Origin of the sequence: Clostridium ihumii AP5, assembly GCF_000612845.1 — a bacterium.
Classification (GTDB): Bacteria; Bacillota; Clostridia; order Clostridiales; family Clostridiaceae; genus Clostridium_J; species Clostridium_J ihumii.
The window spans coordinates 44,284-58,183 of record NZ_CCAT010000083.1; the positions used below are offsets into that span (position 1 = coordinate 44,284).

At 24.8% G+C, this 13,900-nt stretch carries 12 protein-coding genes and 1 other annotated feature; of the genes, 11 read left to right on the forward strand and 1 reads right to left on the reverse strand.

Going from position 1 to position 13,900, the window contains the following annotated elements:
• Positions 1–2: 2 nt before the first annotated feature.
• The 3 genes from BN346_RS16000 (at position 3) to BN346_RS16010 (ending at position 3,984) form a co-directional block, all read left to right on the forward strand.
• Positions 3–1,646 (forward strand): hypothetical protein, encoded by a 1,644-nt coding sequence (locus BN346_RS16000; protein WP_040329967.1) that lies wholly within the window; start codon positions 3–5, stop codon positions 1,644–1,646.
• A gap of 478 nt (positions 1,647–2,124) precedes the next feature.
• Complete coding sequence (locus BN346_RS16005) at positions 2,125–2,940, forward strand: RelA/SpoT domain-containing protein (protein WP_040329968.1); 816 nt, start codon at positions 2,125–2,127, stop codon at positions 2,938–2,940.
• 126 nt (positions 2,941–3,066) lie between these two features.
• Complete coding sequence (locus BN346_RS16010; RefSeq protein WP_040329969.1) at positions 3,067–3,984, forward strand: DMT family transporter; 918 nt, start codon at positions 3,067–3,069, stop codon at positions 3,982–3,984.
• Between the two features lie 54 nt (positions 3,985–4,038).
• On the opposite strand, the gene BN346_RS16015 is transcribed toward BN346_RS16010, so the two are convergent.
• Positions 4,039–4,554, reverse strand: a complete 516-nt coding sequence (locus BN346_RS16015) for a ferritin-like domain-containing protein (protein WP_051540460.1) — start codon at positions 4,552–4,554, stop codon at positions 4,039–4,041.
• Positions 4,555–4,752: 198 nt separating this feature from the next.
• Here BN346_RS16015 and BN346_RS16020 point away from each other — a divergent pair, with 198 nt between their 5' ends.
• The 8 genes from BN346_RS16020 to BN346_RS16055 all read left to right on the forward strand — a co-directional run bounded on the left by BN346_RS16020 (position 4,753) and on the right by BN346_RS16055 (position 13,874).
• Positions 4,753–5,832: a uroporphyrinogen decarboxylase family protein gene (locus BN346_RS16020; protein ID WP_040329970.1), complete on the forward strand. Its 1,080-nt coding sequence runs from the start codon at positions 4,753–4,755 to the stop codon at positions 5,830–5,832.
• Positions 5,833–6,485: 653 nt separating this feature from the next.
• Positions 6,486–7,463 (forward strand): DUF4003 family protein, encoded by a 978-nt coding sequence (locus BN346_RS16025; protein ID WP_040329971.1) that lies wholly within the window; start codon positions 6,486–6,488, stop codon positions 7,461–7,463.
• 408 nt (positions 7,464–7,871) lie between these two features.
• Positions 7,872–8,240 (forward strand): GntR family transcriptional regulator, encoded by a 369-nt coding sequence (locus tag BN346_RS16030; RefSeq protein WP_040329973.1) that lies wholly within the window; start codon positions 7,872–7,874, stop codon positions 8,238–8,240.
• A 1-nt stretch (position 8,241) separates the two neighbouring features.
• Positions 8,242–9,117 (forward strand): ABC transporter ATP-binding protein, encoded by an 876-nt coding sequence (locus BN346_RS16035; protein ID WP_040329974.1) that lies wholly within the window; start codon positions 8,242–8,244, stop codon positions 9,115–9,117.
• 2 nt (positions 9,118–9,119) lie between these two features.
• Complete coding sequence (locus BN346_RS16040; protein ID WP_040329975.1) at positions 9,120–9,890, forward strand: hypothetical protein; 771 nt, start codon at positions 9,120–9,122, stop codon at positions 9,888–9,890.
• A 495-nt stretch (positions 9,891–10,385) separates the two neighbouring features.
• On the forward strand, positions 10,386–10,859 hold the full coding sequence (locus BN346_RS16045; RefSeq protein ID WP_040329976.1) for an HAD family hydrolase: 474 nt from the start codon (positions 10,386–10,388) through the stop codon (positions 10,857–10,859).
• 92 nt (positions 10,860–10,951) lie between these two features.
• Positions 10,952–11,178, forward strand: a binding site (T-box leader).
• A 173-nt stretch (positions 11,179–11,351) separates the two neighbouring features.
• Complete coding sequence (aspS, locus tag BN346_RS16050) at positions 11,352–12,635, forward strand: aspartate--tRNA(Asn) ligase (protein WP_040329977.1); 1,284 nt, start codon at positions 11,352–11,354, stop codon at positions 12,633–12,635.
• A gap of 516 nt (positions 12,636–13,151) precedes the next feature.
• The gene (locus tag BN346_RS16055) at positions 13,152–13,874 is read left to right on the forward strand and encodes a LytR/AlgR family response regulator transcription factor (RefSeq protein ID WP_040329978.1); all 723 of its coding nucleotides are present in this window, start codon (positions 13,152–13,154) and stop codon (positions 13,872–13,874) included.
• The last annotated feature ends 26 nt before the right edge of the window (positions 13,875–13,900 follow it).

Below are 13,900 nucleotides of genomic sequence, written 5' to 3' on the forward strand. Positions count from 1 at the left end.
ATATGGAGGATTTTAAAATATTAAAATTAGTAAAAAAGTTTGAATTTTTATATAAAAAAATTGGCGTAGATTATGACACTATGATACTAATTCTTAGAATGAAACTGACTATGGATGGAAGGAAAATTCCAACTGTCTTAAGTGGCAGTCAAGGAAATGATGATAAAGATAAAAATCAATTTAAGAGATCATTAATTTATTATTGTATATTAGGCCTTTTATGTATGATGATGATTATTATAGATGTAAATATAATGATACAAATGACTATTTATTTTGGAATGATTATGTTTATGATTTTTTCAGTGTTTATATCAGATTTCTCTTCAGTAATATTAGATGTTAGGGATAAAAATTTAATAGGTATTAGAGGGGTAGGTTTAAAAACTGTTAATGCTGCAAAGATAACACATATAATGATTTATATACTTCAAATAACACTTGCGTTATGTGGATTTTCGATACTAGCATCTTTTAAATATGGTATAACATTTTGTTTAGTATTTATATTAGAAATAGTTTTTATAGATATTTTTATGATAACAGTTACTGCACTTTTATATTTTGTAATACTAAAGTTTTTTGATGGTGAAAAATTAAAAGATATGATAAATATTGTTCAAATAGTTTTAACTGTTGTTATAGTAGTCATGTCACAATTAATGGGAAGAATATTTAATGTAGTAGAAATTAGTAGTGAGTATAATATAAAATTGGTACATTGTTTTTTACCACCTATGTGGTTTGCAGCTCCTTTAGAAATGATTAACAAGGGAAGCGTAGAAAAGGATCTTTTGATATTAACAATGATTGGAATTATAATACCTATCATTGCAATAATTATTTATTCAAGAATTTCAAACTCATTTGAAAATTACTTAATAAAATTAAATAGTAGCGAAAGTAAAGTTAAGAAAAAAAACACATTAGCATTTAAGTTAAGTAAGTATATATGTAGAGATAAAGAAGAAAGAATGTTTTTTAATTTTTCTCATGAAATAATATGTAAAGAAAGAGAATTAAAATTAAAAATATATCCAGATGTAGCACTTTCACTAGTATTTCCAGTTATATTTTTATTTATTGCTGGAGAAAATGAAGGAGGAATTTTAAATGCATTAAATCAGTTAAAAAATTCAAATAGTTTTTTGACAATGTATTTGATGTTAATAGCTATACCATCAATTACAATGATGATGCAGTACTCTGAGAATTACAAGGGTGCTTGGATATACAATGTTGTGTCTATAGAAAATAGAAAATTAATGTATAGAGGATGTATAAAAGCATTTATATACAAATTTATTATACCAATGTTTATAATATGCTCCTTGATTTATATAGCTATATTTAAAACTAAAGTTATAGTTCATTTAGTTGCTATGTTTTTAGTTATGCTTATTACTATTGTAGGTTCATTTAATATTACAGAAAAAAATTTACCATTTAGTCTAGCATTTTCAGTAAATAGTAAAAATCAAAATATAGGTAAGACATTATTATTAATGGCAGTAGTAGCTATTTTTGCAATAGTACATTATGTATTATTAAAAATATCTATGGGAATATATATTTATATTGGAGTATTAATTTTAGCAACAATTATCGTATGGAATAAAGGATTTAATGTAAAAGAAAAAAGTTAAACATAGAAATAAATTGTAACTTTTGAATTTGAACTTGGAACCCTATATAGGGTTAAAAGCTGAAAAATGAAATTATTCATATTTCAGTTGGAAAAGAGCAATTTAAAGTGTTGTACAAAAATTAACAATTAACGATGAACAATTAACAATGAAGGATAAAACTGAAAGCTGAGTTTTTTAAATAGATTTTTAAAATGATTTGTAGAACAAATTAATTAAATATTATATAAAAACCTAGTTTTTATGGACTTCTATTCAAAAATATTAGGAACGAAGTGAATAATATTAACCATCATTGTTAATTGCTAACTGTTAATTGTTAATTGTTTTCAACCATGATATCAGAATAAACTGTAAGATTAGTACTATCATTTGATAAAGATGTTATTCTGAATTTGAACTTGGAACCCTATACTTGAGTAAAATTTTTAATGTGTTAAAATTATAAATAAAAATATGTATTTGGAGTTATAACGTTATGAATAAAAAACTTATAAAGGAAGATTTCTTTAAAAAGTATTCTTTTGCAGAAGATGAAATTGAAAAATATAATATGAATTGGGATACTTTAAGCAATATATATGAAGATTTTAATAGATATAAAGATACTTATGAAACCCAAGCAAATTTTATATCCAACACTCTTAGAAGACATAGTAAGATACATACTGTGAAAACAAGAGTGAAAAATGGAGAAAGGTTAATTGAAAAAATTATAAGAAAAACACCTAATAGAAAAGATAAATATGGTGAAGATTTTGAATTTAATTTAGAAAATTACAAAGAAGAAATAAACGATTTAATAGGTATTAGAGCTATTCATATATTTAAACAAGATTGGGAAGAAATACATAAGTTTATTCTTAGCACATGGAAGGTAATTGAGATTACTGCAAATGTTAGAGAGGGAGACAATACAGATAGATTTGAAGAGTTAAATATAGAAATTCAATCAAGAAAATCAGGATATCGTTCAGTTCATTATCTTATAGAATTTTATCCAACAAGCCAAAGAGTTATAGCAGAAATTCAAGTTAGAACTATATTCGAAGAAGGCTATGGAGAGATTGATCATCAATTAAGATATTCGCACAAAGAAATTCCAGAGGTTTTAGAGTCTAATTTACTACTATTTAATCGTATTGCGGGAAGTGCTGATGAGATGGCATCCTTTATAAATTTACTTAGTAAAAATTGGAATGAGATGGAATGTGGATATAAATCTTTGATAAAGGAAAAAGATGAAGAATTAAGATATTTAAGAGAAAGATTAAATTCATTAGAAAATAAATAGATTTTAGAAAGTAGTATTGAAAAATTTAATACTACTTTTTTATTGTCTAAAATATACTATTACTTTTATATGTATTTTGTAATATAATTCAATAGGAAAATAAATTTATTTATTGGAGGGGGAGAAATGAAGGATAGAAACAAAGGAATATTATTAGTTGTAATTGCTACAATTTTTTGGGGCATAATGGGAGTGACGAGTAGAAGTTTAGCTAATGCAGGCTTAGATCCAATGAGTATATCTTTTTTTAGATGTATAATAGCAAGTGTAGGATTTTTATTATGGCTTCTTAAAACTAACAAAGAAGTTTTAAAAATTGATAAAAAAGGAATTATAGTATGTAGTTTATATGGAATATTTACATTTGCATTATGCTTTGTTGCATTTAATATGTCGGTGGCTAAAATTCCAATATCTATAGCCACAGTTTTAATGTTTACGAATCCAATATGGGTTACTATTTTTAATGCCATATTCTTCAAAGAAAAAATAACATTAAGAAAAATAATTGTAATTATATTTGCTATGATAGGTTGTTTATGTATAGCAAATGTATTTAGTGGTGAAAAAATACAATTAGACACTATAGGGGTAATAGCTGGTGCTGTAACAGGGATACTGTTTGCTTTGCAAATTGTTATACCAAGGTTTTTTGAAAATACATATAAAAAAGATACAATGCTTATATATGGATTTATAGCAGGAACAATATTTTTAGCACTATTTACTGATTTTTCAGCTATTAATAAAGCAATTAGCACTAATTCTGAGCCAATAAAAGTTATATTAAATATATTATCCATAGGACTTTTAAGTACATTTATATCAAACACTTTTTATGTAAAGGCTACGGAATATATAGATACAGGGCTTACAAGCATATTAGTTGCTTTAGAACCAGTGCTTGGAAGTATATTTGCATTTATAATATTTGGTGAGACTTTAAATGGAATTCAAATATTTGGTGCATTAATAATTGTACTTTCAGCAATGTTGCTTGAATGTGATTTTAAGAGATTTAAAATATTAAAATTTAGCAAATAGATAAATAAGAAATGATAATGTGAAGTAATTTTTACATTATCATTTCTTATTTTTTTATATGAGCTTTTCATATAAATTACTAAATAATTTTAAATGAAGTTCTTCATCCATTATAATTCGTTCTATTATGGCTTTAATGTACTTATCATCTATTAAAGCTAAAGTTTGAATATATTGTTCAATGGCTTTTTCTTCAGCATCAATATCATCTAAAATCATCTCAGGTAAAGTCTTTCCATAATCTATAAATTTAGGGGTCCAATCTAGAAATTTACCTTTTCTGTTTATACCATATTTAGGACTACAACCAAGTAAAGTTACAATTTCACCAAGCACTTGTAAGTGCATCATTTCTATCATTGCAATTCCTTTAATAGTTAATGAAACTTCAGTATTATCATGAAATGCATATATTTCATGATAAATATATTGAGTAACTGCAGTAAACTCAGAAACCATTCCACTGTAATTTTGAAGAATTAAGTTAGCATATTTAGAATTTTTACTTTCAACTTTAATAGGAGGATAAGGCAAATTTACTTTAAATTTATCCATATTCATAGATGTCATAATTATCTCCTTATATAAAATAATTTTAATAGTATTTTATTCTTGGAAAATTTTAATAGAACAAGAATAAACTATATCAATTTCTAATAGAAAATAATCATTTATAGAAATTTCATATGATTAATCAAAAGTAATTTAATAAATGTAATATATAGATATAAGCAAATAAAATTATTATGTTATAGGGTGGTATGAAAGATGTATAAAGATAAGATGACTCCAATGGAAAGAGCAAGAGCAATTACAAGAGGAGAAGAAATTGATAGAATTCAATGTAATCCTAATATTGCAAATGGAAGTGCAAAATATACAGGGTTCAAGATAGGTGATTTTAATACTGATGCAAAAGCACTTGCTAAGGCAACTATAGATACATATAAAAAATTAGGTTATGATAGTGTACGAGTTTTCACTGATTTATTTATTTTAGCAGAAGCTATGGGTGCTACTATGAAATATCCAGAAGATAATACTGTAGATTTGTTAAAACCAGCTATTGATGATATTAAGGATATAAATAAAATAAAAACAATAAATCCATACAAAGATGGAAGAATACCAGTTCAATTAGAAGCTATGAAGAGGGTCGTAGATGAAATTGGAGATGAGGTTCCTTGTGCTACAGCAATAATAGGGCCTTTTACTAATGCATCTTTTTTAATAGGTGCAGAGAAGTTAACTAAAATGCTTATAAAAGATGAAGAATCTGTATTTAAACTTATGGATATATCACTTGAAAGTTGTTTTAGATTTATAGATGCTGCAATAGAAACGGGAATAGGATTTAGTATTTCAGAACCTATGGCGTCATGTACTGTTATAAGTCCTAAACATTTTAAGAAATTTGTTAAACCATATTTAGAAAAAGTAATAGAATATTTAGCACTAAAAAATAAGAAAACGGCTATACATATATGTGGGAAAACGGAAGGACTTTGGGATGATCTTAGTAAGATGGGATTTAGTGGTTTTAGCATAGATAATGTTGTAAGTTTAAAAGACTGTGTAGATAAAATAGGTAGTGAAATAAAGATAATGGGTAATATTCATCCAACAACAGTAATGTACAGTGGAACAGTTAATGAAGTTAAAGTAGAAAGTTTAAAATGTATTAAGGATGGATATAAATCACCAAAGGGGTATTTGTTAATGTCAGGATGTAGCTTGCCAGTAGAAACAGATATAAAGAATTGTGAAGCAATGATGGATATAGTAAGAGAACTTGGTTGGCCAATTACTGATGAAAAAATAGAGAATTTAATAAAAAAATATATTTAAAAAATAGCTGAGTTTTTCTCGGCTATTTTTTATTTAAAGGTTAGTTTTGAATACTGTTAAATTTTGATATGTATACAAAATGAGTGTTATTAAGAAAGAAATTTAATATAGATAGCTTGGATAATTTAAATAAATATAGTAAAGTAAAGCTATATAGGGTTACTGAAGAATGAAATTATTCAAATATAAAATTAGAGTTTTAATTAATTAAATAATTAAATTGAAATTTGAAAGTGAATATTAGAATGGAGTTTCTAAGTATTGTTATTCTAAAATGTCATTACTACATTTGCATGAGAGAATTCATTCTTGCCAAACATTATTAGAAAATGTTGTTTTTAAGCGTTTATATACAAAGCAAAGACCGCCAAGGTTAAAACCTCAGCTACGAAGGTACTATAGCTTTTATCTACAAAGGAAAAATAAAATATTACAATTGAACTATATGAGAGGGTTCAACCTTGCCTAGCGACATTTGGATATATTATCTTATAATTCTAAATGTATTCCTATTATTATATATAGAACCAATTGATAATTATTCATTGTCAATTTTAAAAATATAGATTTAAAATTAATATTAATATTCTTAATTTAAATATGTATGAATTATAATTCAAGTTTGGAGTTCTAGAGTTAAAGGAGATGTGGAAATGATTAAAAATGTATGTGATTTATTAGTTAAAAATTCAGATGAAGTTAAGAAGGCAACAGGGTTTTGGGGTTATGATATGATGAATAAAGCAGCAGCTTTATCAGCTACATTAAAAGGTGAAGTTTTGGATTCAGAAAAATTAAAAGAAAAAATAGAGATGATAAAAAAGAACACTTCAGCATTTTCATATTTTAGAGGTATAACTCAAACAATTTTAGCAATGGAATGTTCTATAAATAATTATGAGAAAGACGATTTGCTGAATATATTAGAAATATATAAATCTCTTAAAAGCGAAGGTGCATCAAGCTCAGAATATTTAGTTACATGTGCTTTAAACATATATAAAAATAGATATAAGTTTGAAATTTCAAGTATGGTTAGAAAAACTAGAGAAACTTATAAAGTTATGAGAAAAAATCATCCATTTTTAACTGGTGCAGAAGATTATATTATGGCGAGTATAATATCATTTAAAGCTATTAATATAGATGATGCAACAGTTGAGATTGAAAAGTGTTATAGGTATTTAAAAGAAAGATTTATGGCAAGTGATGAACTTCAAACATTATCTCATATTATGTATTTTGTGCCTGGGGAAGCTAAAGAAAAATGTTATGGAACAATTAATTTATATGATATGTTTAAAAATGAAAAAATTAGAGTTAGATATGTAAAAACATTATTACCAATTTTAGATTTAGTTTGTGAAGATAAGGGAAGATTAATAGAAGAAATTAAAAATACTGATGAGTATTTAAAACAATTTAAAGGATTTGGAAATTTATCATTAGGAAAAGATCTAAGATGTCTATTTGCTGCAAGTATTATATTGTCCGAAAATAGTAAGGAATATATTGATGAGATAAGTGGAATTTCGGAAAGTATAATTACTAATATTATAATAGCTATGCAAATAGCACTAATGACTGCAGTAATAGCTTCATCAGCTGCAGCAGCGAATAGTTCATCATAAGGAAATTTATCAAAATAAATTATTCAAAACTTTAAAATTAAATATAAAAAGATAATATAGGAATACAAGTTTGAACTTTAAGTTATTCATGTTTCACTTGAGAAAGAACAATTTGAAGTGGTATACAAAATTAACTATTAATTGTTAATTGGTTCCAAGTATAATAATAGAATAAACTATAAGATTAGTAGTATCATTTAAGAAAGATGTTATTTAAAACTTGAACTTGGAACCCTATAGAATAATGAATAAACAAATTAAGTTTATAGACAAAGCGTGTGAAAACATGCTTTTTTTATTTTTTATAAAAATATGGTTGCATTTTTATTTAATAGTAGTATTATATAAGTATAGGTTAATTAGTTAAGTAATTAACCACTACACTAATAAGGTAGGTGAGACTAGAAAATGAAATTAATATTAAATGAAAATGAACCGATATTTACCCAAATAGCTAGAACTATAGAAGATGAAATAATAAGTGGGGGAATAGCTGAAGAGGACCAAATTCCATCTACAAATGAATTATCTAAGTTATATAAAATTAATCCAGCAACTGTTCTTAAAGGTATAAATACATTAGTTGAAAGAAATATATTATATAAAAAGAGGGGTATTGGAATGTTTGTATGTGAAGGAGCTAAGAAAATTATAAAGGATGATAGAAAACAAAGCTTTAAAAATATATTCTTGAAAAATTTATTAAAAGAGGCAGAAACATTAGAGATAAGCAAAGAAGAATTAGTAGAAATGATTAGGAGTTGTAAGGAGGATTAAAATGGATAAAATAATTGAAGTAAAAAATTTATCATATACTTTTAATAAAACACAAGCTTTAAAAAACTTATCTGTTAACTTTGAGGAAAATAAAATATATGGATTATTAGGAAAAAATGGAGCTGGAAAAACAACATTAATAAATATAATTACTAGACAACTTATAAATAAAGAAGGAGAAATAAAAATATTTGGTAAGTCCATAAATGAAGATATTACTTTGTTACAAGATTTATGCATAGTAAAAGAAAGAGAATTTTACAATTTAGATAAAAAAGGAAGAGATGTATTAGATATATACAGTTTATTCTACAAAGATTATGATAAAGAATTAGAGAAAAAATTATGTGATTTTTTTGAATTACCATTAAAAAAAAGTTATAAAAAGTACTCTAGAGGTATGAAAACATTAATATCTAATATAATAGGAATTTGTTCAAATGCAAAAATAACTATATTTGATGAACCAACAATAGGTCTAGATGCAGTTAATAGAGAACATTTTTATAATATTTTATTAGAAGAATATATAAAAAAACCTAGAACTATAATAATTTCAACACATCTTATAGAAGAAGTAGATAATTTACTTGAACATGTAGTTATAGTAAATAAAGGAGAAGTTATTTTAGATGAAGATATAGATAATATAAAGCAGAAATCATATTTTATAACAGGAAAAAAAGAAGATTTAAGTAGTTTAAAAATATTAAATGATAAAAAACCTAAACAAGAATTTGGAAGCACAGAGGTATATTCATATTATGGTGAACTTTCTGATGAAGATTTAAATACTATTGATGAGTTAAATATAAATTTAGAACCTATGGGACTTCAAAAATTATTTATAGAAATGACAAAAGGAAAGGAGTACTAATCATGGATAATTTAAAAACGTATTTAAACTTCTTTAAAAGAAACTATAAAAAAGATTATATTACTTATGCAATCACAGTAACTATTATAAGTTTAATATTAGTTGGTTTTACTATATGGACAAGTAAAGTATCATTAGCACCAGAAATGTCCTTTGCTTATTCCATAAGTGGCTTAAATTTAATATTTCTATTTGTTATGGGAATACTGTGGGGAAGTAAAGATTTCGCAGGAGCTATGACTATAAGAAGTGATAGGAAAAGTTATTTTAAAGCAATGATTATATTTTCAATAATTTCAATTATTGTAATGTGTATATTAGATATGTTTATAGTTGGTATAAGCAATTTTATTATAAAGATTTTCACAGATAATGTAAAAATAAAGTCAATGACTACAGTTAATTTTGATGGATTTGTATTGAATGATTTAACAAAGAATTTAAGTATAGTACAATTATATATGCTTAATGCAATTAGAATTTTTACTACTATGATGTTTGGTACCTTTTTAGGAGCATTTGCATATAGATTGAGAAAAGTTACAGCAGTTATTATATATATTGGTGCACCAACTTTAACGGTAGCATTATTAGCTAAAATAGCAATGGTTAGCGATATAGTAAATAAAATTATAAATTTAATATATGCTATTGGAGAAAACTTCTATACTTTAAGTATATTTTATATGGTATTGTCAATCGTATTTATAGCACTTTCTTATCTATGTTTAATAAAAGCACCTATAGGGGAATATGCACATGATTGGTTATAATGCAAAGTAAAAATAAAAGATATAAAATTTGAAATTATATAATCTATAGGATTTCAAATTCAAATTTAAAGTAATGTCTTTTTCAAATGATACTACTAATCTTACTGTTTATTTTATTATCATGTTTAGAACCAATTAACAATGATGGTTAATATTATTCACTTCGTTTTTAATATTTATGAATAGAAGTACATAAAAACCAAGTTTTTATATAATCTTTAAATAATTTGTTGTACAAATTATTTTAAAAATCCATTAAGAAACTGAGATTTCAGTTTTATCCTTCATTGTTAATTGTTCATCTTTAATTGTTAATTTTGTTAATATACCTTAAATTTTTTTCTCAACTGAAATAAGAATAACTGCATTTTTAAACTTGTTTCCATATATAAGTGATATCTTTTCTTTTATTGGATTTAGTAATAATTGTAGAATTTAAAATGAAAATGATTTAATATAGCAAAAGGATAATACAGTTTATAGGATGTGAAATTTTTGATTAATTTTAATGTACCAGGTGAAGGTGAATTTCAAATAAAAAATGTAGTGTTTGATTTTAATGGGACTATTGCTAAGGATGGATTAGTGTTAGAAGATTTTAAGGTAAAAGTAGAGGAGTTATCTAAAAAAGATGTAAATATTTTTGTAGTTACAGCAGATACATATGGTTCAGTTAGAGAGCAGTGCAAAGACTTACCATTACAAATAAAAGTTTTTGATAAGGATAATGCAGCAGTTGATAAAAGAAGAATTGTTGAAATGTTGAGTTCAAAAAATACTGTAACTATTGGAAATGGAAATAATGATGCTTTAATGTTTAAAGAGAGTGTATTAAGTATATGTATTATAGGGCATGAAGGCTGTAGTACAAAAGCTCTTTTAAATTCAGATATTGTGGTTAATAATATAATTGATGCAATAGATTTGTTATTAAATGTTAACAGATTAAAAGCTACTTTAAGAGGGTAAAACTTATTATGAAAAGACAAAAAAATCAGAAAATAAACAATTAGTAGTTGACATAGTTAATATTTAGGCATATTATACATATAATATAAAAATTAAATTCAATGAAGAGAAGAGTAAATATTAATTAATATTCAAAGCGAGTAGAGAAATGGTGAAAGCTCTATAAGAAAATTATTATTGAAAGACATCTCAGAGAAGTTTGTTTGAAAAAGCTTTTTATTAGAACAAATCGGATTCCACCGTTATAAGGATTAGAGATAACTTAAAAATTTAAGTTAAATTAGGATGGTACCGTGAAATTAATGCTTTCACTCCTATTATTAGGAGTGGAAGCTTTTTTTATTAGAGTTGGGCCCAATCAGTAAAAATACATTGTACAATTTTAATTTATATTTGTTTAAGTTAAAAAGAGTGGCAACGCGAAATTTTCGCCTCTTGAATTTGTTAATAACAAGTTCAAGGGGCGCTTTTTATTGAAAAGGAGTGATTTTTATGAAAAGAATAATGATAAATAAATTATATAAATATATTAATGAAAAGGTATTGATAAAGGGATGGATATATAGAGTTAGAAAACTTAAATCTATAACATTTGTAATTGTAAGAGATAGAAGTGGTTTAGTTCAATGTGTATTAGATAATACGGATGAATTTAATTTAAGACTAGAATCAGTTATAGAAATTGAAGGTAAAGTTAGATATGGAAAGAATAAATTTGCAGATTTTGAAATTGGAGTTGAAAATATAAAAATTTCAAATGAAGTTAAATATGAGTTGCCAATAGAGATAAATAAAGATGAGTTGGAAGTAAATTTAGACACTATGCTTAACAATAGAGTTTTAAGCTTAAGAAATCAAAAGAAAAATGCAATATTTAAAATAGAGGGGTTAATTGCACAGGGATTTAGAGAATTTTTAATAAATGAAGGATTTACTGAAATTTTCACACCTAAAATAGTTTCTGAGGGTGCTGAGGGTGGAACTGAAATGTTTGAGGTTAAGTATTTTGAAAACAAAGCATATTTAGCTCAAAGTCCACAATTTTATAAGCAAATGATGGTGGCGGCAGGATATGAGAGAGTATTTGAAGTTGGTGCTGTTTACAGGGCTGAAGAGCATAATACTAATAGGCATTTAAATGAATATATAAGTATGGACCTTGAAATGGCATTTATAGAAAATGAAGAAGAAATTATGGCTATGGAAGAAAATTTATTAAAATACATTTTAGAAAAGTTATTGAAAGAAGGAAAATTGTATATTGATATTTTAGAAGCACAAGTTCCTAAAATAGAGAATACTATACCAAGGGTATCATTTAGTGATGCAATAGAAATATTAAAAGATAAATATAACAAAAATGACTTAGAAGGGGATTTAGATCCAGAAGCTGAAAAACTTTTAGGAAAGTATGCAAAGGAATATTTAAATAGTGATTTTATATTCTTAACAGACTATCCAAGAAGAAAGAGACCAATGTATACAATGCCCAAGGGTGAAAATATAACACATAGTTTTGATTTATTGTTTAGAGGACTTGAAATAACAACTGGAGGACAAAGAATTCATGATTATAATATGTTATTAGAAAATATAAAATATAAAGGATTAAATCCTTATGACTATGAGGGATATACCAATGTATTTAAGTATGGAATGCCTCCGCATGGTGGATTAGCTATAGGTCTTGAAAGGCTTACAGCACAAATTTTAAATATTTCAAATGTAAGAGAAACATCATTGTTTCCAAGAGATAGAACAAGACTTATACCATAAATATAATTTAAAATATATACAAAATAATAAATAATCATAAATAATATACATGATGTATAGATATAAATTAAAGGAGCTACTAAAAAGCTCCTTTAATTTATTCATACTTCAATTGATAATTTTATTTCTAGATTTTAATCTATATTTTTAAAATTGACAAGGGATAATTTACATTAGACAGTGAATGTGAAAATTGAATTTCCAATTTAAAAGAATGATTTTTTTATTAAATTTCAATATCAAGTTAGTTGAAAATAATATAAAAACATATATTTTTCACTTTTCACTATTACTTCTTACTTGGTTGCCCATATAAAATAAACATGAATTTAACTTGAAATATTATATTACAAAATTTACAATATATATGATATATCTAAAAATAAGTAAATATATAGAGTAAAAATATAAATAATTAACTTATACATATATTATTTATGAGTTACTTAAATAATTGTTATATAAATTGAAAATGCATATTGAAACTCTATGATTGGGTTAATTGGGGGGAGATTTATGGAATATAATATTGCTATATGTGATGATGAAAAAATTTTTAGAGAGATAATTAAAGATAACATAAAGCTTGGTTATAGGAAGATAAAAAACAAGGCAAATGTTGATGAATTCAGTAGTGGAGAAATTTTAATTTGTGAAGTAAAGGAAAACCCCAAAAAGTATGATATATATTTTTTAGATATAATAATGAAAAACATTAACGGAATAGATATAGCAAAAGTTATAAGAAGCTATAATCCACTTGCAATAATTATTTTTATAACATCTTCAACAAAACATGTATTTGAGGGGTATGATGCAGGTGCATTTAATTACTTATTAAAACCTATAGATGAAAATAAATTTAATGAAGTTTTTTTCAATGCAATAAATATTATAGAGTTAAGAGAAAAAGAATTTTTTGTATGCAAATATAAAAGCACTATAGCTAAGATATTGTTAAGAGATATAGAGTTTTTTGAAAGCGAAAAAAGAGTGGTGAAAATTCATACAAAAGATAAAGAGTATATATTTTATGGAAAGTTATCAGATGTTGAAGAAGGATTAAACAAAAAAAGTTTTATTAGATGCCATAAAAGTTATATAGTTAATATAACTAAAATAAAAGAATTGGACAAGATGATACTTTTACTAGAGTCAGGAAAAGAAATACCAATAAGCAAAACGTATTTGGAAAATACTAAAAAAGGATTTATAGAGTATTTAGGTGAGTGGTGGTAAAATAACTAAAGGAGATGCAGAGGCAT

Coding starts and splice junctions, on each gene's coding strand:
- BN346_RS16000 (WP_040329967.1), top strand. CDS start 3: ATGGAGGATTTTAAAATATTAAAATTAGTAAAAAAGTTTGAATTTTTA.
- BN346_RS16005 (WP_040329968.1), top strand. CDS start 2,125: ATGAATAAAAAACTTATAAAGGAAGATTTCTTTAAAAAGTATTCTTTT.
- BN346_RS16010 (WP_040329969.1), top strand. CDS start 3,067: ATGAAGGATAGAAACAAAGGAATATTATTAGTTGTAATTGCTACAATT.
- BN346_RS16015 (WP_051540460.1), bottom strand. CDS start 4,554: ATGACATCTATGAATATGGATAAATTTAAAGTAAATTTGCCTTATCCT.
- BN346_RS16020 (WP_040329970.1), top strand. CDS start 4,753: ATGTATAAAGATAAGATGACTCCAATGGAAAGAGCAAGAGCAATTACA.
- BN346_RS16025 (WP_040329971.1), top strand. CDS start 6,486: ATGATTAAAAATGTATGTGATTTATTAGTTAAAAATTCAGATGAAGTT.
- BN346_RS16030 (WP_040329973.1), top strand. CDS start 7,872: ATGAAATTAATATTAAATGAAAATGAACCGATATTTACCCAAATAGCT.
- BN346_RS16035 (WP_040329974.1), top strand. CDS start 8,242: ATGGATAAAATAATTGAAGTAAAAAATTTATCATATACTTTTAATAAA.
- BN346_RS16040 (WP_040329975.1), top strand. CDS start 9,120: ATGGATAATTTAAAAACGTATTTAAACTTCTTTAAAAGAAACTATAAA.
- aspS (WP_040329977.1), top strand. CDS start 11,352: ATGAAAAGAATAATGATAAATAAATTATATAAATATATTAATGAAAAG.
- BN346_RS16055 (WP_040329978.1), top strand. CDS start 13,152: ATGGAATATAATATTGCTATATGTGATGATGAAAAAATTTTTAGAGAG.